This window comes from Myxosarcina sp. GI1(2024) (assembly GCF_053543375.1).
Genome location: NZ_JBKGTY010000001.1, coordinates 386,957 through 406,724, shown reverse-complemented (window position 1 = coordinate 406,724; position 19,768 = coordinate 386,957). Strand labels below are relative to the sequence as shown.

Below are 19,768 nucleotides of genomic sequence, written 5' to 3'. Positions count from 1 at the left end.
CGGTTTTTATCCATTTGCAGTCTGCAAACTGTTTTTTAGCTTCACCATGAAAAACCCGTCCATATCATTTCGGTGAGGATAGACTTTAATCGAGCCCTCGGAAGTAACAAAATGACTGGCAGGAGACGAAGCTCTAGGTAATTGTACTCTCCAATTGGAATGATGTTTCAAAAAAGATTGTATTACTTTTTCATTTTCTAAATAGTTAAGAGTACAAGTTGCATATACCAAAACACCATTTGGTTTTACCCAGGTCGCCACCTCCTCTAATAGTTCCCTTTGGAGAGTAAAAAGTTTCTCGATCGCTGCTGGAGTTTGTCGCCAACGAATATCGGGGCGTTTGCCCAGAGTACCCAAACCAGAACAAGGTGCGTCTAATAAAACGCGATCGCCCGTTGCTTTAAATTCATTTAAGATACGGCTGTCGCCCGATTGTATTGTAATCGATTTTAACTGTAAGCGAGCGGCATTAGCTTTAACTTTTTGCAGGCGTTTAGTAGCGCGATCGCAGGCGATGATTTTACCGCGATCGCCCATCAATTCGGCAATGTGAGTAGTTTTACCTCCAGGGGCAGCACAGGCATCGATAATAGTTTCTTCTGGCTGGGGAGCGAGTAGATGGCTGACTAGCTGTGCGCTAGCGTCTTGGACTACCCACCACCCTTGGCGATATCCCGGTAAAGAGGTAATTTCTCCTGCATTACCAGTAATGCGTAAAGCCTGGGGTAAATGAGGTACGGGAGCTACGGATACTCCCTGAGCCTCTAAAGCTGCTGCAACTTCGGTCACGGTAGTTTTAAGCATATTAACCCGCAGGTCAATTTGAGGTGACTGGTTGAACCAAGCAGCTAATCGATCGGTTTCTGCTAATGACAATTGTTCTAGCCAAATTTTAACGATCCAGTCGGGAAAGCTATGTAAAATACCCAATTTTCCTACGGGATCGTCTGGTAGCTGTAGGGGATCGCTTCGTTCTGCTTGGCGAAGATATTCTCGCAATACACCGTTTACAACTCCCGATAGCTTTTTCAGACCATTAGTTTTAGCCAGTTCGACGCTGGTATTTACCGCTGCCGATACAGGAATGCGATCGCTATAGCGCAACTGATACAAACCGAGGTGCAAAATAATTCGCAAATCTAGAGGTTGCTGTCGCGCTGTTTTTTTACCCAGGCGATCGATTAGAGTATCTAGGGTTCGCTGACGACGCACCACTCCATATACTAGTTCGCAAACCAAACCCCGATCTATTCGCTCGACGGAGTGCGATCGCAATACTCGATCTAAAGCAACATCGGTATATGCCTGTTGCTGGTAAACATTTTTTAGTGCTAGAAATGCCAACTGTCTAGCATTGGTAGGTAAGCGATCGGGCATTTAATTTAATTGTACTATCTATCTCGGTAGGGTAACTGTTATCATAAAAAGCTGAATATTTGTTTACTAACATCCAAATTTTAAATCCGTTTTTTGCCTAATAATTTATCTCGCAAATTTTGAATGTGATCGCGATATTTTGCAGCTTCTTCAAACTCCAAATTTTTCGCGGCATCTTTCATTTTTGTTTCAAGCTGCTCGATTAGCTCGGGGATTTGTTCTAGAGATAATTCGTTAGAATTTTCATAAATTTCTTCTAGTTGCTCGCTATTTAATCGACGAGAAATGTCTAAAAAAGCCAAAATCGCATTGTCGCCTTTTTTAACAATCGGTTTGGGTGTAATATTGTGTTTTTGGTTGTAGGCAATCTGAATTTCACGCCTTCTTTCTGTTTCTTCAATCGCTCGTGCCATACTGTCGGTTAAATTATCGGCATATAAAATTGCCTGCCCTCGAACGTGACGGGCAGCTCTACCGATAGTTTGAATTATCGAACTTTCAGAACGTAAAAAACCTTCTTTATCCGCATCTAAAATTGCTACGAGAGATACTTCTGGTAAATCCAGACCTTCTCGTAATAAGTTAACCCCGATTAATACGTCAAAGTCACCATTTCTCAAAGCCTGCAAAATTTCGATCCGTTCGATGGATTTAATCTCCGAATGGAGATACTGTACCTTAATATCTCGTTCGTCAAAATATTCGCTTAAATCTTCCGCCATTCTTTTGGTTAGAGTAGTTATTAAAACTCGCTCTCGTTGGTCAACCCGCTGTTTGATTTCAGCCAAGAGATCGTCAACTTGACCATCAGTAGGACGCACCATAATTTCGGGATCGACTACGCCGGTAGGGCGAATAATTTGCTCGATTACTCTACCTTCTGACTGCTCGAATTCCCATTTTCCAGGAGTAGCAGAAACTAAAACGCATTGATTTACTTTCTGCCAAAATTCTTCTGATTTTAGCGGACGATTATCAGCCGCCGAAGGCAGACGAAAACCATGTTCGATTAAGGTCAATTTACGAGCGCGATCGCCATTATACATACCCCGTATTTGGGGTACGGTAACGTGAGATTCATCGACAATCAATAACCAATCATCGGGAAAATAGTCGATCAAACATTCGGGAGGCTCTCCTGGTTGCCTACCTGCTAAATGACGAGAATAATTTTCCACGCCGTTACAATATCCGACCTCTCTTAGTAATTCCAAATCGTAACGAGCGCGTTGAGCAAGCCTCTGAGCTTCTAATAGTTTATTCTCGCTTTCAAGTTCAATCAAACGAGCGTCTAGTTCGGCTTGAATATCCAGGCACGCTTGCTCTAATCTTGCTTCTGGAGTTACAAAGTGCCGAGCCGGATAAATATTAATTCCATTGAGACTTTGTAAAATATCCCCCGTCACGGGATCGACGTAGCGTAATGCCTCGATTTCATCCCCAAAAAATTCAATTCTGATAATGCGATCTTCGTAGGCAGGAACGATTTCTAAGACATCCCCCTTAACTCGAAACCTACCCCGTTCTAGTTCGATATCGTTCCGCGAATACTGCACTCCCACTAAATCTCTCAGTAACTCCCGCTGGTTTACTTCCATGCCTAAGCGTAAGGGAACTGCCGCTTTAAGATACTCTGAAGGAATACCCAAACCATAGATACAGCTAATCGAAGCCACGACAATTACGTCTCTGCGTTCGAAAAGCGATCGCGTCGCCGAGTGACGTAACATATCAATCTCGTCATTAATTGAAGCAGTTTTTTCAATATAGGTATCGCTGACGGGAATGTAAGCTTCTGGTTGATAGTAGTCGTAATAACTAATAAAGTATTCTACGGCATTGTCTGGGAAAAACTGCCGCAACTCGTTACATAGCTGCGCCGCTAAAGTTTTATTATGAGCCAAAACTAAAGTAGGTTTTTCCACATTGGCAATAGTATGAGCCATAGTGAAGGTTTTACCCGTTCCCGTAGCACCCAAAAGAGTTTGAAAACGATTACCCGCTTGAAGTGCTTCGGTTAATTTGGCGATCGCCTGAGGCTGATCGCCCATCGGTTGAAATGGTGCTTGCAGATTAAATAAGCTCATAAACCAGAAAACTGAAAAGTCCCGATTTTAATGTAGCGCAAATAAAGCAGGCAAGTTCCATAGAACGTCCCTACGGATTACTTACCCGACTCCTGCATAGTCAACTAACTGAGCCAATTTCTGTCTGAGAGTTTCCAAACCCAGGCGATCGCTGGCAGAAATAAATAACGCCAGGGGAAATTCTTCTCTAGCTTTAACTAGAGTTTCGCTATCTACTCGGTCTAGTTTATTAAACGCCAATAAAATAGGACCTGGAGCCAAAGGCATTTCACCTAAAATTTGCATTACCGAACGAATCTGGTTTTCCCAGGCAGGATGAGATAGATCGACGACGTGTACTAAGGCATCGGCTTCAGTAACCTCCTCTAAAGTAGCTCGAAAGGCATCCACTAGGGGTGGGGGTAACTGTTGAATAAAACCCACCGTATCGGTAAGCAGAATATTTTGCGGTTTTCCTGTAGATGGATCGGTGACTGATAGACGACGGGTTGTGGGATCGAGAGTAGCAAATAACTGGTCGGCTGTGTATACTTTCGCGTTAGTTAAAGCATTAATTAGAGTAGACTTACCAGCATTAGTGTAACCGACGATTGCCACGCTGGGCACTTCCTGTTTTTGCCTTTGCTGGCGCATCCGCGAACGGTGAGCCTGCAATTGATTTACTTCTCTTTGTAAACGGGCAATTCGTTTTTGAATGCTACGGCGTTCAGTCTCTAATTTGGTTTCGCCAGGACCTCTAGTACCGATCCCGCCACCCAAACGAGACATAGCTTGTCCCCTACCTACCAGACGGGGCAACATATACTCTAGCTGCGCTAATTCTACCTGGAGTTTCCCCGCCCGTGATTGGGCGCGTTGGGCGAAAATATCTAAAATAATTTCGGTGCGATCGACGACTCTTACGCCAAACTGGGTTTCTAGGTTGCGTACCTGAGCCGGAGTTAGTTCGCGATCGAAGGCTACTAAGTTAGCTCCTACTGTCTGAACTTTGAGGGCAATTTCCCGCACTTTACCCGCCCCAACTAAAGTTTGAGGATGAGGATGCGATCGCTTCTGAGAAATGGTGTGTAAAACTTTACCGCCTGCCGTATCCACCAGACCGATTAGTTCGTTAATTCTTTCTTCAAACTCACGCTCGCTGGTGCGATCGCTTTTCAAACCAACTAAAATGACGCGATCGCGATCGCTAGCCACCTGCTGTGCTACGTATTCTCGTTCGAATTCGGCTTCTAAGCCATCAATTAGATTGAATAAATCTTGTTGGGACATAACGTCCAAACTCATTGCAGGAGAAACCGTCCAGTAACCATCAGTTTCCAAGTCAAGATTGGGTTGGGGTAATAAGTGAGCCAGATATGCTTCTTTGACATAGCCAGTAGCACCGCCACCGCGTCTGAATTTACCACTTCCTGTCAGCGTTAATACCACTAAAGCATCCAGTCTCTGGCGCACCATTGCAGTCAAACTCGATTCTTTTGGCGGCTCTGTTTTAAGTTGAGTGGCGATACAGCGAATCCCAGACAAACGCTTAGCACCGTAGCGAGGCAATTCTAAAGGAGGAATCTGAGTTTGACGGGGAGTTCCTACTCCCACGCGAATTATCTGTCCACGCCGATTGACGTACGCACAAACAGATTGAGCGATCTCCGTGCCGATCGCCGCCAATCTTTGCGCAAATTCTGGAGTAACGGGGCAATCTCCTGGCAACTTCTGATGATAGAGTCGCTTAAGCTGCTCGAGCTGTTTAGTTTTTAGTCCTTTGCAGTTACCGTATATAGTATCGATAGGCTCTAGAGGGTATAATGAATGTTTGTTCAATCCGATCTAAATATTTTATATTGTAGCGAGAGCAAAAGGTAGAAAGTCAGATTCTCAAACGCTTCTTCTGTTTTATTTATTTACATTTATCGATCTAATTTTACTTTTGTCTCGATCGTGTGTTAGGGTATTACGGAATGAGAATCAAAAGATTAACGATATAAGTTTGTTTTCAGTATCGGAGTCAGTTTTTCCGTAAAGTATTGATAGGCTTCTTTCCGAGTAATCTTGTCTCTCTAATCACAACATTACAACAAGGAGACAGAAATTTTATGTCCATTTATGTAGGTAACCTTAATTACGAAATTAACCAGCAAGACTTAGAAGAAGTATTTGCTGACTATGGAAATGTCAAACGGGTTTATATTCCCACCGACCGTCAAACAGGTCACAGACGCGGTTTTGGCTTTGTAGAATTAGAAACTGAAGTCAACGAACAAAAAGCGATTGAGACTTTAGACGGTGCAGAATGGATGGGAAGAGAAATCAAAGTTAACAAAGCCAGACCCCGCTAGAAATCCAGCGGTAATCAATCATCTCAGCTAAATTAAATTTATCTAAACGAAGTTAGCAAACGATCCCTATTGAAGTATGCGTCTCGCTTGACAATATCTCTCTCGATCTCCCTAACTTCTACCTCAAAGTCAGCGCAGGCACTACCACCATAAAAAGGCGGTGTCTGCGCTGACTGCAATTTGAGTCGAAAAGCATTTTGTTATCTATATCTTTAAGACTATGCAAGTCACTTCGTTTCAATATCAATGGCTAATAGCAACATAGACGCTCGTCAGTTAAAAATTGACGACTAATCACTAACTACTAAACCTACTAATTATCTATCTCAATCGTTACCCGTTCGGTGACACCCAATTTTCAAGCTACCTCAAACGAGATTGCTACAGTTATCTAGCCAGATCTAATAAATTATCTCGTTCTAAAAGTTGAGTAGCAGCTAATTCGTCTATCGGTTGAGAAACGAGGTAACCTTGGATGTATTCACAGTTTAACTCCTGCAATTGCTGTAATTGTTGCACGGTTTCTACACCTTCAGCTATCACATCCATATTTAAGCTATGAGCCAAAGTGACGATTGTCTGAACTACTTCTGCATGTTGGCTATCTTGCCCCATGCGTCTGACAAAAGAACGATCGATCTTGAGAGTATCGATGGGGAATTCGTGAAGATGACTGAGAGAAGAATAGCCTATTCCAAAGTCATCAACGCACAAGCTAATCCCAGAATCTTTTAGTTTCATCAAGGTTTGAGCTTCGACCGTAAAAGTTTCCAAAATACAATTTTCGGTAATTTCCAGTTTGAGAGATCCCTCGGGAAGCTGGTTCTCTTGCCATATAGTCTGAAGTCGTTGCAGAAGATTTTCCTGTTTGAGCTGTAGAGCAGAAAGATTGATATTAATGGTTATCTGTTTTTCTGGAAAGAGATCGCGCCAGAGACTCAACTGACGACAAGCTGAGGTAATTACCCACCAACAAATTTCAGAGATCGCTCCTGTTTCTTCGGCAATAGGAATAAACTCGCTAGGAGAAATCCAGCCTTGAGAGGAATGATTCCAGCGCAATAAAACTTCAAATCCAACTAGTATACCCGTAGCCGTCAAGACAATTGGCTGATAGTAGAGAGATAATTCTTGACGGGTGAGAGCTTCTTGCAGAGCAGTTTCGATTTGCACGCCTGCTCTGATTTGTGCTTCCATAGTGCGATCGAACACCAAATAGCGTCCTTTACCTTGAGTTTTGGCTCGATACATAGCTACATCCGCATCTCGCAAGATATCCTTGGGTTTGCGATAATTACGACTGCCAAAAGCAATTCCAATGCTAGTGCTAGTAAATATCTCTCGCTCGTCTATGACAAAAGGACGGGATAACTGAGCTAAAATCCGCTCGGCGATCGCCGTAGCTTCCTCTGAGTTGTCAATTTCTAATAAAATCGCAAACTCATCGCCCCCCAAACGAGAAATAGTATCAGTAGTTCGCAAGCAGGTTTGCAGTCTTTGAGCTACCTGTTTGAGCAATTCGTCCCCTATTAAGTGCCCGAGATTATCGTTGATTGCTTTAAAGTCGTCTAAATCCAAAAATAATAGCGCGTAGAGATAATCGGAATGTCGTGCTGCTAATTCAATAGATCTTTCCAATAACTTTAGCAACCAAGCTCGGTTAGGCAAACCGGTTAGGGGATCGTGAAAAGCATCGTACTCTAATTTGTTTTTGGTTTCTAAAAGTTCTTGTTGAGCATTCTCTAGCTGCAGTAAGTTTTTTTCTAATCGAGCGGCTTTTTCTCGTTCTTGAAGTTGCGCTTGCTGCAGCTGGAAATAAAGTTTAGCATTCTCGACAGAGATAGCTGTCTGAGAACCAAAAATATTTATTATCTCTAGACCTTCTTGAGTTAGTGCTAGTCCGACTGAATAATTTTCCAGATAAAATATCCCTACCACTTCTTCTCGATGGAGAATTGGTAGACACAAAATCGATCGCGGCTGAAAATTTAGGAAATAAGCATCATTAGTGTAATTATTTTCTGAAGCCGAATCTATTGCAATTGTTTCTCCAGTCGAGCTGACATGCTCGATAATGCTTGATGGCAAATGACGGTCTAATGTTTCTAAAGTACAACGATCGATTTCAGTTCGAGCAACACGATCGACTATATTTGACTTTACCAATAAAACTTCTGTTAAAAAATCAAATAGAAGCAAACATCCCTTTTCTGAATTAGCATTTTTCATTACTGCTTCAATTGAAGTTATCAGTAACTCATCCAGTTGAATTTGTCGACAAAGATTAATAATTGAGGTTAGATCGGAATTACTCAAAATTGTAGAAAATAGCTACTTTTAATTTGTTAAAATATAATCGTATTATTACTAATCAAAAATCAATAGTTCATTCTTCCTTAGTTTAACATAAAATTAAGCAGCTGCCGAGATACTCATATTACAAAACAATTGTAATTTCAAACAAATTTAATTTTTGCCAATGCTCTCAGACAAGCGCGATCGCAAGGAATACGCCTTTTAATATTTTAACCTCTTCAACACAATCTAAGTATATTTTGGGAAGAGTTTTGCAGCTTAAGTAAAGCTAATTCTAGAATCGATTTAATATCATATACTCGTTTGTTGAGATATCTATTATCTCTAGGTGTTTTCGACTAAATATTCAAAGAAACTATGAAATAAAACCTTTATTTAGAATAAAGCTCGAGTAATCTGGACTTAGATGGCGATAAATTTTTAAGATCGCTCGTTCTCAATAAGCGGTAATAATATGAATTCATAACTATAATTCGGTCGCCTAAATTTAGCGATATGTTGACCCAACGAATAGATAAGTGTAACTAACTAAAAAATAGCTGGGAAAATCAACAGGTAAAACAGCGAAAATTTATAGTTTTTCGACTATCGATGTAATCCATAAATAATCCTTAATACCGACAAAACTAATGACGAAAATGAAGATTGATGTTATTCATCCGTGGGTGAAAACTATAGACGAAGCCAAAGCGATTCAATTAGATTTGAGTAGTAAAGTTATTACGGAAGACCAACTTGGAGTAGTTAAGTATGTAGCAGGAGTGGATATTGGTTTCGAAGATAAATATGCAATTACCAAAGCCGCCATCGCCGTACTGAGTTTTCCCGAACTAGAATTAGTCGAAACAGCGATCGCTCGGATTCCGACTGTTTTTTCCTATGTTCCCGGCTTTCTCTCTTTTCGGGAAATTCCTGCTATTTTAGAAGCCCTACCCCAGCTTCAAATAACTCCCGATCTGATTTTATGTGACGGACAGGGAATAGCTCATCCGCGCCGCCTGGGGATCGCTTCTCACTTAGGAGTATTACTGGAACTGCCGACTATTGGCGTAGCTAAATCACTGTTGATTGGCAAACACGAAGCAGTACCGACAGAAAAAGGCAACTGGAAACCATTAACCAATCGAGGAGAAACTATCGGAGCAGTACTGCGATCGCGCACCAACGTCAAACCAATCTATATCTCCCCCGGACACAAGATTAGCCTGGCTACGGCAATTAGTTATGTAATGAAGTGTCTCACTAAATACCGTCTGCCCGAAACTACCAGATGGGCAGATAAACTAGCATCTAGTAAAATATCTCCTCCAATTAATTAACTTTAAGACAAAAAATAAACGCTGAATCACTTATATCAAGTCCGTGTCATCCAATATAAGATCGAATCCTCTTAAAAGATCGTAAATAAAGCATAATACCAGTCGCGATCGCCTTATGAACGATTTCGGTATAATACAATCAATCGCTCGGATAAATTATTTATTAATTAACAATGACGAGAATTTTTTTAGCGATCGCCGCAGCTTTTGGTGGTTTGGCAGTAGTTTTCGGAGCGTTTGCCAGTCATGGCTTGAGAGATAAATTGAGCGATCGCGCTCTAGAAATATGGGAAACTGGTACTAAATATCAAATGTACCACTCTTTAGCTTTGCTAGCAGTAGTGTTGTTATTGAGTCGCGCTGCTACATTACCCACTCCCTTAGTAGTGTCGGCTTGGGCTTTTATCGTGGGTATAATGCTTTTTTCTGGTAGCTTATATGCATTAGCATTAAGTGGGATTAAAATCCTCGGGGCAATTACTCCTATTGGTGGCGTTGCTTTGATTATTGGTTGGATTTGTTTGTTAGTTGCGGCTTGGGAATTTAAATAATTTTAGCTAAAAACGTTCGCTCTTTTAGTAATTGTTCTCAATCGGTTTTTTCGTGGGGGAACTACTTTCATTGGCTCGATTTGGTAATTTTTATCGATTGTTGCGCCATCAATCTCTAAAATCTTTTGAGGACGATAAAATCCAATTTCTCTTTTTAATTTGCCCCGTTCCGCTTCAAAAAACTCTTGAGCTTCAGTTGGTGTAAATAGTCCATTAAGAGCAGAAATAATATAATTTGGTTTAGTACTAGAGGAAAAAAATTTATCTAGCAAGTTACCATTTTCTGGCACAATAACAATTAGTTTTTGCCAATACCCAAGAATAAAACTTAAAATCATCAGTTTACTAAACTTCTTATGCGTATTGCCTTATTTACAGAAACTTTCTTACCAAAGGTAGATGGTATTGTTACCCGCTTGCGCCATACGATCGAACATCTCGAACGCAACGGCGATCGCGTTTTGGTAGTAGCTCCTGAAGGGGGCATCAGCGAATACAAAGGAGCGAAAGTGTATGGAGTGCCTGGTATTCCCCTACCGCTGTACCCCGAACTAAAATTGGCATTACCTCCCATTGGTACGAAAGAGGCGATCGAAGCTTTCCAACCAGATTTGATTCATGTAGTCAATCCTGCGGTTTTGGGGCTAGGAGGTATTTACTACGCCAAAGTGATGAATGTTCCCTTGATTGCTTCCTATCACACTCATCTGCCGCAATATTTGCAGCATTACGGCTTGGGAGCATTAGAAGGAGTACTCTGGGAATTGCTCAAAGCTGCCCACAATCAGGCACATTTAAACTTGTGTACTTCAACGGCAATGGTGGAAGAACTAATCGAACATGGCATCGAACGGGTAGACCTATGGCAACGAGGCGTAGATACGGAGATGTTTCAACCCCATTTGGCATCGGCACAGATGCGATCACGTCTCTCTCAAGATAATCCCGATAGTCCCTTACTATTATATGTGGGTAGAGTCTCAGCAGAAAAACAAATTGAGGGAATTAAACCAGTCTTAGAAGCCATTCCCGAAGCTCGTTTGGCGATAGTAGGTGATGGTCCCCATCGCGAAATCTTACAGGAGTATTTTGCAGGTACTAACACCCATTTTGTCGGCTATCTACAGGGTTTAGAACTAGCCTCCGCCTATGCTTCTGCTGATGCTTTTATCTTTCCCTCCCGTACCGAAACTTTAGGCTTGGTTCTATTAGAAGCAATGGCTGCGGGTTGTCCTGTAGTGGCGGCGCGTTCTGGAGGTATTCCCGATATCGTTACCGATGGTGTAAACGGTTATCTATTCGAACCAGAGGATCCCGAAGGAGCGATTAAGGCAACCAAATCTTTGTTAGAAGCTAAAGCAATTAAAGAACAACTAAGACAAAATGCTCGCACAGAAGCCAAACGTTGGGGATGGGCGGCGGCTACTCGTCATCTTCAAAGCTATTATCGCAAAGTTGTGGAGGCAAGATTGTTAACTCCTGCGGCTTGAGATTTGGGGGCAGGTAAAAATTATTTTTAGGAGGAAAGGTTGAGGGTAAGTCTCAAGACTGATTGACTGCCAGCAACACTTTCCTTTTATTATTGTTTTTGGAGCGATTTTTTGAGAGTATCGGCAGTTTCTTGAGGTTTACCAGTAAAGGGAAAAATCAGAATGCTGTCGATCGCGCCCTCGTCAATTAATTTATCGAGCCGATGAAATTGCTTGTCGGTAATGGCAATTCCCGCATATTGTTTGGCATAATCTAATTCTGCTTGAAAATTAGCCTCGCGATCGTTATATGCCTGAATAAAAACGCGATCGACATCCCACTGTTTCCAGTCTGCGGCGAAATAGCGTTTTGCCCAATAAGGATTATGGTGACAGAGATCGAAACTAACCGAGGGATTGGCTTGTTTCATTGCCTCGATCGTCTGTTGGGTAAAATCGGTCAAGCTAGCGGTGCGATCTACTTTACCAGGTAGTTCTGCATGATAGCCTAAATAGTCATCCCACTGTACGGCATCGATGTCGGGATACTTTTGGACGAATTCAACTAAAATATCTTGGAAAAAATTAGCCACTTCGGGAATTTGCACATCGAGTACGTAATGCTCGATGCCAGCATAGGTGCGATCTACACCCGGAACTAACCAGTTATCGGCGATCGCCAGAGCGAAAATCGGGCTATTTTTATCGATTTTGATACCTTTTTCAAAATAAGCATGAACTTCCATTCCCTGTCGGTGCGCCTCATCAATTAACCACTCCAACCAGCGATCGCGAAACTGATTGGGACAACTATTAAAGCCTAGTTTTTGCTGCATCACCTCGCTTTCGTACATGGTACAGCCATTTCCCCAAACCCCGTGAATAATAGTATTAAAACCGCGATCGCGATAATAACGCACTCTTTGGCGAATAGTCTGTTCGTCGGCGTTATTTGTAATTTGATAGCGACTGAGATAAATTCCTCGAATTGCTTTTTGTTCCCAAGGAGTTAGAACTGGTTCGGCTTCAGTGACTTGTTTGGTATCTTCTGAACTAGTTGGAACTGATTCGGCTTCGGCGATCGCTTTTTCTGCTGGATTGCTGCTGGTTGGGGATGGAGTTTCAAGCGGTTCGGTTTCGAGGGTTGGAGTAGGAGTAAAAGGAGGGAAAGAAGAATTTAAACCAGGAATTTCGCTTAATAAGTAGGTGTAAACTCAGCGGTGCAAGCAATCATTTTTGTAGGTATTCAAGCAAGCGGTAAATCAACCTTCTACACTCAACGTTTTTTTCATACCCATCTTCGCATCAATCTGGATATGCTTAAAACTAAACACCGAGAAAAACGGCTTTTAGAAACCTGTCTCGAGATTACTCAACCGTTTGTCGTGGACAACACCAATCCAACCCCCGAAGAGCGAAAACGCTATATCGAGCCAGCAAAAGAGCGCAATTTTCAGATTATTGGATATTATTTTGAGTCAAAGGTAACTGATTCTCTCCAACGCGATCGCAATCGCCCACTCAAGCAGCAAATTCCAGAGAAAGGAATTAGAGGAACATATGCGCGATTGATACTACCTAAGTATGCAGAAGGCTTTGACGAACTCTACTACGTTCGCTTATTACCCGAAAGAGGATTTATTGTAGAGCAGTGGACTGAAGAAATTTGATAAATGGCACGAAAAACCGATCTTGTTTGAGACAGCTTGCGAGCTATGAGTTATGCCAAGATTTTTAATACAGTTCGTATTTTAATAACGTGCAGGGAATAGAACCATTGTAAACTTCGGTGCGACTAGAGGTTCGCAGTCCGACTTTTTTAGCTAACTGTTTGCTTCCCGTTAATATATATGCCGTCCAACCTGTAAATCGCTGTTTGAAAATATCCCCTAAGAGTTGATAGAGTTCTGCTAATTCTGTCTCTTTACCGATGCGTTTGCCATAGGGAGGATTGCAAATAATTATTCCCTTAGCGGCTGGCGGTTCGACATTTGCTAATTCTTCCTGTTTTAAAATTATTTGTCGTTCTATGCCGCATTCTTTGGCGTTTACTAATGCCTGTTCGATCGTGTTGTTATTTTTATCGCTACCCACAATCGGAACGTCAAGAGTAGCTTTTTGTCTATCCTTAGCTTCATTAATAATTGTCTGCCATAAGTTTTTATCGAAATCCAACCAAGTTTGAAAACCAAATTTTCGATTTAAACCAGGGGCAATGTTTAAGGCTTTTAAGGTTGCTTCTATAGGCAGAGTTCCCGAACCACACATCGGATCTAAAAATGGTAAGTCGGGAGTCCATTCAGCCATGTCCAACAGTGCGGTGGCCAGAGTTTCTTTTAAAGGAGCGGCACCCATTGCAGGATGATAGCCGCGACGATGCAAACTCATACCAGAGCTATCGAGACTGAGAATACAGCGATCGCCATTTATATGTGCATTAATTAAAACATCGGGATTTTCTAGATCTACACTAGAACGTTTTCCTCGATCTTGTTGCTGGCGATCGACGATCGCATCTTTAATTTTCAGGGCAGTAAAGTGGGTATGATTGAGATGTTTATTTTTTCCCGTGCAGTTTACTGCTATAGTCATGTTAGGCTGTAAATATTCTGCCCAATTTAAGTTATGTACCTGACGATAGAGTTGTGGAACATTGCAAGTTTTAACTTTGGCAATAGGTACGAGAAAGCGAAAAATAGTTCGCGCCCAGAGATTGGCACGGTAAAGTAGGGCTTTGTCTCCCTGAAAATGAACCCCAGTAAAATCGGGACGGACATTTTTAGCTCCTAAACTCCTTAGTTCCCTAGCTGCGATCGCTTCAAGTCCGCGAGCTACAGTAGCAAAATAATTATTCATCAGTTATCTATCGAGAGGTGCGATCGCACTGGCTTGAATTTCGTCAGAAACATCTATTTATAGCAAATTTATCCCTTTTCTCCAAATTGTATGATAATTAAATTTAATTTTTTAATTAAATAATAAAAATTACCCAGGTAACTGTCATGGTTTCTACTTCTTCTGGTAAGCCCGCTACTCCTCAATCTTCTGTAGATACTAGTGAAGCTGAGAGCCAAATTCAACATTTGACTGAAGAACGGCAAACAGACGATATCGATTTAGAATTTTTATACACCAGAGATATTGAATTTCGTCAAGAAACTATTTACTTTATCGTGGTCGATCGCTTTCATGACGGCGATCCCGATAATAATCCGGGACCAAATCCCGAACTATACGATCCAGATTGTCAGGAATGGGGCAAATATTGGGGAGGAGATTTACAAGGAGTCATCGACAAGTTAGATTATCTCAAAAACCTCGGAGTTACGGCTATTTGGCTCAATCCTCTTTTCGAGCAGGTTGAAGGTTTATTTGTAGAAAGTGCTGCCATTCACGGTTACTGGACGAAAGATTTCAAACGCATCAATCCCCGCTTTATTGCCAAAGACGACAATCCTTCCCTCAACGCTACTCAAGCGGAAAAAAACACCGTGTTCGATCGCCTGATTGCCGAACTACACAAGCGGCAGATGAAAATGATTTTGGATATAGTTTGCAATCATAGCAATCCAGAAGTCAACGGCAAAAAAGGCGAACTCTATGACGATGGCGTTAAAATTGCCGACTTTAATAACGATAAAAACCACTGGTATCATCATTACGGTGCCGTAACCGATTGGGAAGACGAATGGCAAGTACAGAACCGGGAATTATCGGGACTGGCTACCTTTAACGAAAACAATACCGAATATCGCAACTATATTAAATCTGCTATTAAACAGTGGCTAGATCGGGGTGTAGACGTACTGCGCGTCGATACGGTCAAGCATATGCCGATTTGGTTTTGGCAGGAATTTAATGCCGATATCCAAAATCACAAACCCGATATTTTTATCTTCGGCGAGTGGATCTATAGTAGTCCTCACGACGACCGTTCGGTAGAATTTGCCAATAATTCTGGCATGACCATTCTCGATTTTGGACTGTGTATGGCAATTCGTCAGGCACTAGGAACCTGGGACGTAGGAGGATTTCATTTAGTCCAAGAAGTTCTAGATTTAGATTATCGTTACGATGGGGCAACAGAACTCGTTACCTTTATTGACAACCACGATATGCATCGCTTTCAAACTCTCAACCCCGATCCCGAATGTTTGCGGTTGGCGGTAGTGCTATTAATGACTTCTCGTGGTATTCCCTGTTTATTTTACGGTACGGAACAATATCTTCACAACGATACCAACGGCGATAGCAACCCTTACGGAAATAACGATCCTTACAATCGTCCGATGATGGTCAATTGGGATACTAATACTCCTTTATACCGCGAGATTCGTTTGCTTTCTGGCTTGCGCCGTCTCAATCCTGCGGTATCTTTGGGCAGTCAATGGCAAAAATATCTCACCCCTGATGTTTACTGCTACAGTCGTCGCTATCGCGATTCTCGTCTTTTTGTGATGCTCAATCGTGGCGAAGCAACCACGCTCGATACAGTGGAAACCGATCTTCCGGATGGCGAACATACCTGCATTTTGACTCATTGTAAATTACAGGTAACAGAGGGTAAATTACACTACTTGGAGTTGGGTAGTAAAGAAGCAATTGTCATCAGTCATGTAGGAGAACGGGTTAGAGGTCAAACTATCATCAGAGTGCAGCTTAATGGCGTTAATACTCAGCTAGGAGAAACCATTGTAGTTATTGGCAACTGTCCCGAATTGGGTAACTGGAATATTGCCAATGCTTATCCCTTGGAATATGTTAATGAAAATACTTGGTTTGGAGAAATTCCTTTCAATGAGAGTGCGGGTAAACTAATTAGCTATAAATATGCTATGTGGCGCGAAGGACAGTCGCCGCTGAGAGAAAACCTCGTAGCTCGTCGCTGGGTAATTGCCGAGTCGGGTACGGTTAAATGGCGCGATCGCTGGGCGAGTTAGATGATATTGGGATATTATCAGTTAATGCTCCCTAACCTTAAGCCAATTGTCACCGTCATTGCGCTCGAGTTATAAAAGGTCAAAGATTCTTGTGCTAGAAATTCGGATTAGTTTATATACACCTTGACACTCTAATACTTGATAATCTTGAGGTTGGAGTTCGAGCTTTCTGAGTTCGCGATCGCGAGAGACAATCAAAATGTCAGAAGTCTGTTGCTTAGTAAGATTAGGCTGAGCGAAATAGCTTTCTATCTCTTGGCGATTTTTCAGGAAACGTACCGAATTTCGAGTATAAAAAACCAAGCTGGGTTTTTTAAAGCCCAGCATCCATAATTCTTCTGTGGGTTGTCGAACTTCAGTTATCGTTTGCGCTAATTGTCGGAGTGGCATTTGACGCAGGCGATCGACGAAAGTATAGCTAGGCTGTAAGACCAAGCTAATAAAAGCTAAAAAACCAACTAAATTAACCAACATTAGCCAACGCCATTTCCTTAACAGCAAACAGCCGATACTAGCTAGAGAAATCGTCCCCCAAACCAATACACCCCGCCAATGGAGATTGGCTCTAGCAACTTTTTCTCCTAAATTGGGAATAACGGGGTCTTTGCCAATAAATTCGGGACTGAACCAGAAAGCAATCGCAAGGGCAATTGTTAGTAATAAATTCAGTGCGATACTGACGAGTAAACCCCAGTCTAGTTCGACTTTGTAGTTAGATAGAGCCTCACTCCAAACTAAAGCTACGAGAATAGCAGCAGCAGGAATTAAAGGTAAAACATAGCTGGGTAATTTGGTTACTGAAATACTAAAAAAGCCAAAGATACAGACAAACCAGCAAGCAGCAAACAAGCTCAATTGAGTTTGTCGGGGTTGTTTGTGCCAAAAGTTGCGTCGCCAAAAGCGAACCCGAGCTAAAGCTAGAGGTAAATATACCGACCAAGGGGCAAATAAAGCCAAGACGATAATGAAGTAAAAATACCAAGGTGCATCGTGTCCGTTAACTACATCAGTAAAGCGTTGAAAGTTGTGATAGCCAAAAAAAGAGTTGAGATAGGACTTGCCATTTTCAAGATAGATTAATACGTACCAAGGTAAAGTAATCATCGAAAAAACTACGATTCCCCAAAGCAGCTTGAGTTCTTGCCAAACCGTCCCCAATCGTCTGACATAAATTAAAAAACTCAAAATAATCAATCCTGGTAAAACAATTCCCACCGGTCCTTTGGTCAGTACGGCGAGGGCTGTCAAGACATAAAACATCAAATACCATTTATTGGGAAATTGCCATCCCTCATTAGCCGAACTTTTGGGTTTGGCTTCCGCAACATACCCCCAAAAAAAACAGAGCAAACCGCAACCCATACAGCCACTCAGTAGCATATCGGAAACACCCGTTCTGCCCCAGACGATAGTTTGTACGTTTAGACTCATTAAAGCCGCACCAATCGCCGCCGAAAACCATAATTGTCGTTGAATTTTTGGTCGCTCTGCTTGCCCGAGAGACCAGGGTGAAATACCAAAACGTTTCAAAGTAAGAAAACCCAGACACATTAGCGCGATCGCAGCAATTGCTGAAGGAAGTCGCACCGCCCATTCATTAACTCCACTGAGTTGGTAAGCGATCGCTATGAACCAATAAATTAACGGCGGTTTATCAAAGCGAGTTGCTTCGTTGAAATAGGGAACGATCCAGTTACCCGTCACCGTCATTTGACGAGCCGCCTCAGCAAATAACGGTTCGGTTTCATCTACTAAACCAGTGCTGCCTAAATTCGAGACAAAGGCAATCCAGCTAATGGTCACTAACCATAAAATTGCGATCGCCCAACAGATTAGCGGATACCGTTCCCATTTCCGCCACCACTGTGTTAGTGTTTTCCCCGACTTCTTTGTTCGTAACATACTTTTGGTTTTCTTCTGGCGTAAAACTTATTTTTTTTACCCTATAGTAGCTACAATCAGTTTTCTTAAATAAATACTAAGGATAACCCAGGCTAAATAGTAAATGTTAATCTAGAAAAAACAAGGCTATTTGGCGCTTTTGCCGCTACTGAATTGAGGAGCTTGCCCGATGGATTCGCTTTCTAAGTATACCAGTACCAATTTCGAGAAAATTGCTTTGGCTAAATTTCGCTCTTTAGCTAAATGTCTTCCTCAAGACAGTAAAATTTTTCGCGAACCTTGGGGACGCTCGACTGTATTGTGTATCGATCTTGAAACCTGCCCGCAATTTTTTCCTCTCGCTCGCCAACAAACGGAACTTTTAAGCGAGGCGAATGCTCAATTGGGACTGGCTAATTCAATTATTTTTCGAGTCGGTAGCAAAATCATGGGCTGGAAAAGAATGGAAGGCTAGAACTCGAGCATTTTTAGTCCACTCTTTTACTGGTTCCTAACTATAAGCGGCTTTGAGCATATGATAGGTAATTAACAACTGGGTCAAAGCTAAAGGATAACTTTGTAGAGTTTCGCCCGTGGTTCCCGTAACTTTGCCTAGCTCTTGATTTCCTTCTAAACTACAAAACTGACCCAAATAGGGAACGTCTCTACATAAAAGTTTTTCCAATTCTCTAACCTGTTCTAAAGTGGCGTGTCCATCTATTTCGAGGACATCGACTGGTTTACCCATATCGCGATCCAAACCCAAACGAATTGCCGAACCCAGATGATTGCCATCCGAATTTAAGATTGTCGTCAAATTGGGGTGAGGTATGGTGGGGCGCAAGATCAAGTTAGCGTTGAGTAATAAATTATTCTCGTTTGATTCGGCGTCGGGAGGATAGAAAATAACTATAGCATCTGCCCAGCGACGTTGGGGACGGATAAATGCTTCTGAGTCTGGTTCGCGACGGCTTAACTGTTCTAGAACTTGTTCTTCGGTATAACCCCGTTTGCGAGTGTCGCGCCTAACTTTCCAAGAAGCCCGTAAAGATTCCGGTGGTGCTAGATAGACTTTAACATCATAATTTTCTCGCATCCCACGGGTTGAATAGCCTAAAAGACCCTCGACGATAACGTATTTTCTAGGTTGGATGTATTCTGGGGGATCGAATGCTCCTGTGGAGTGATTGTAAATTGGCTTGAGAATTGCTTGTCCCGATCGCAATAAAGCTAAATGCTGCTCGATAATGTCAAGATAGTTACAGTCGGGATGAAGTGCAGAGATACCTTTCTCGGCTCTTTGGCGGCGGTCGTAGCGATGATAATCGTCGGTACAGATAATAGTTACATTTTCTGTTCCCAATACCTGAGCAATACCTTTAGTCAACGTAGTTTTACCAGCAGCACTATCACCAACGATGCCGAGAATGACCGGTTTTTCACTCATAATTTCTCCTTAACTCAAGGTATTAAGCTCAAGCTCAAAATCACTAAT

At 42.1% G+C, this 19,768-nt stretch carries 16 protein-coding genes and 1 pseudogene; 8 read left to right on the top strand and 9 right to left on the bottom strand.

From position 1 onward, the window contains the following. Positions 1-6: 6 nt before the first annotated feature. The 3 genes from ACLFKQ_RS02050 to hflX all read right to left on the bottom strand — a co-directional run bounded on the left by ACLFKQ_RS02050 (position 7) and on the right by hflX (position 5,249). Entirely contained in the window at positions 7-1,377 is a 1,371-nt protein-coding gene (locus tag ACLFKQ_RS02050; protein WP_448998252.1) for a 16S rRNA (cytosine(967)-C(5))-methyltransferase, read from the bottom strand. 80 nt (positions 1,378-1,457) lie between these two features. Continuing rightward, on the bottom strand, positions 1,458-3,464 hold the full coding sequence (uvrB, locus tag ACLFKQ_RS02045; RefSeq protein ID WP_448998251.1) for an excinuclease ABC subunit UvrB: 2,007 nt from the start codon (positions 3,462-3,464) through the stop codon (positions 1,458-1,460). An 81-nt stretch (positions 3,465-3,545) separates the two neighbouring features. Further along, positions 3,546-5,249, bottom strand: a complete 1,704-nt coding sequence (hflX, locus tag ACLFKQ_RS02040; RefSeq protein ID WP_448999434.1) for a GTPase HflX — start codon at positions 5,247-5,249, stop codon at positions 3,546-3,548. Positions 5,250-5,554: 305 nt separating this feature from the next. Here hflX and ACLFKQ_RS02035 point away from each other — a divergent pair, with 305 nt between their 5' ends. After that, complete coding sequence (locus ACLFKQ_RS02035; protein ID WP_448998250.1) at positions 5,555-5,797, top strand: RNA recognition motif domain-containing protein; 243 nt, start codon at positions 5,555-5,557, stop codon at positions 5,795-5,797. A gap of 387 nt (positions 5,798-6,184) precedes the next feature. On the opposite strand, the gene ACLFKQ_RS02030 is transcribed toward ACLFKQ_RS02035, so the two are convergent. After that, the gene (locus ACLFKQ_RS02030) at positions 6,185-8,113 is read right to left on the bottom strand and encodes a putative bifunctional diguanylate cyclase/phosphodiesterase (protein WP_448998249.1); all 1,929 of its coding nucleotides are present in this window, start codon (positions 8,111-8,113) and stop codon (positions 6,185-6,187) included. Positions 8,114-8,751: 638 nt separating this feature from the next. Here ACLFKQ_RS02030 and nfi point away from each other — a divergent pair. Further along, complete coding sequence (gene nfi / locus ACLFKQ_RS02025; protein WP_448998248.1) at positions 8,752-9,432, top strand: deoxyribonuclease V; 681 nt, start codon at positions 8,752-8,754, stop codon at positions 9,430-9,432. A 173-nt stretch (positions 9,433-9,605) separates the two neighbouring features. Continuing rightward, the gene (locus ACLFKQ_RS02020) at positions 9,606-9,983 is read left to right on the top strand and encodes a DUF423 domain-containing protein (RefSeq protein ID WP_448998247.1); all 378 of its coding nucleotides are present in this window, start codon (positions 9,606-9,608) and stop codon (positions 9,981-9,983) included. A 2-nt stretch (positions 9,984-9,985) separates the two neighbouring features. Here the strand turns inward: ACLFKQ_RS02020 and ACLFKQ_RS02015 are convergent, their stop codons facing one another. Beyond that, the gene (locus ACLFKQ_RS02015; protein WP_448998246.1) at positions 9,986-10,321 is read right to left on the bottom strand and encodes a hypothetical protein; all 336 of its coding nucleotides are present in this window, start codon (positions 10,319-10,321) and stop codon (positions 9,986-9,988) included. Between the two features lie 18 nt (positions 10,322-10,339). Between ACLFKQ_RS02015 and ACLFKQ_RS02010 the strand changes: the two genes are divergently transcribed. Continuing rightward, on the top strand, positions 10,340-11,473 hold the full coding sequence (locus ACLFKQ_RS02010) for a glycosyltransferase family 4 protein (RefSeq protein WP_448998245.1): 1,134 nt from the start codon (positions 10,340-10,342) through the stop codon (positions 11,471-11,473). Between the two features lie 89 nt (positions 11,474-11,562). On the opposite strand, the pseudogene ACLFKQ_RS02005 reads toward ACLFKQ_RS02010, so the two are convergent. Then, positions 11,563-12,462: pseudogene (locus ACLFKQ_RS02005) on the bottom strand (family 10 glycosylhydrolase); the annotation flags it as partial. Between the two features lie 28 nt (positions 12,463-12,490). Here ACLFKQ_RS02005 and ACLFKQ_RS02000 point away from each other — a divergent pair. Continuing rightward, on the top strand, positions 12,491-12,658 hold the full coding sequence (locus ACLFKQ_RS02000) for a hypothetical protein (RefSeq protein WP_448998244.1): 168 nt from the start codon (positions 12,491-12,493) through the stop codon (positions 12,656-12,658). A gap of 14 nt (positions 12,659-12,672) precedes the next feature. Further along, positions 12,673-13,122 (top strand): AAA family ATPase, encoded by a 450-nt coding sequence (locus ACLFKQ_RS01995; protein WP_448998243.1) that lies wholly within the window; start codon positions 12,673-12,675, stop codon positions 13,120-13,122. Positions 13,123-13,186: 64 nt separating this feature from the next. On the opposite strand, the gene ACLFKQ_RS01990 is transcribed toward ACLFKQ_RS01995, so the two are convergent. Continuing rightward, positions 13,187-14,308, bottom strand: a complete 1,122-nt coding sequence (locus ACLFKQ_RS01990; protein ID WP_448998242.1) for a THUMP domain-containing class I SAM-dependent RNA methyltransferase — start codon at positions 14,306-14,308, stop codon at positions 13,187-13,189. Between the two features lie 146 nt (positions 14,309-14,454). Here ACLFKQ_RS01990 and ACLFKQ_RS01985 point away from each other — a divergent pair, with 146 nt between their 5' ends. Then, positions 14,455-16,392: an alpha-amylase family glycosyl hydrolase gene (locus tag ACLFKQ_RS01985; RefSeq protein ID WP_448998241.1), complete on the top strand. Its 1,938-nt coding sequence runs from the start codon at positions 14,455-14,457 to the stop codon at positions 16,390-16,392. A gap of 69 nt (positions 16,393-16,461) precedes the next feature. Here ACLFKQ_RS01985 and ACLFKQ_RS01980 read toward each other — a convergent pair whose 3' ends face one another. Further along, the gene (locus ACLFKQ_RS01980; RefSeq protein ID WP_448998240.1) at positions 16,462-18,294 is read right to left on the bottom strand and encodes an ArnT family glycosyltransferase; all 1,833 of its coding nucleotides are present in this window, start codon (positions 18,292-18,294) and stop codon (positions 16,462-16,464) included. 169 nt (positions 18,295-18,463) lie between these two features. Between ACLFKQ_RS01980 and ACLFKQ_RS01975 the strand changes: the two genes are divergently transcribed. After that, positions 18,464-18,748: a hypothetical protein gene (locus ACLFKQ_RS01975; protein ID WP_448998239.1), complete on the top strand. Its 285-nt coding sequence runs from the start codon at positions 18,464-18,466 to the stop codon at positions 18,746-18,748. Positions 18,749-18,784: 36 nt separating this feature from the next. On the opposite strand, the gene ACLFKQ_RS01970 is transcribed toward ACLFKQ_RS01975, so the two are convergent. Then, positions 18,785-19,720 carry a phosphoribulokinase gene (locus ACLFKQ_RS01970; protein WP_448998238.1) on the bottom strand — a complete coding sequence of 312 codons (936 nt, stop codon included), beginning with the start codon at positions 19,718-19,720 and terminating at the stop codon, positions 18,785-18,787. Positions 19,721-19,768 lie beyond the last annotated feature (48 nt).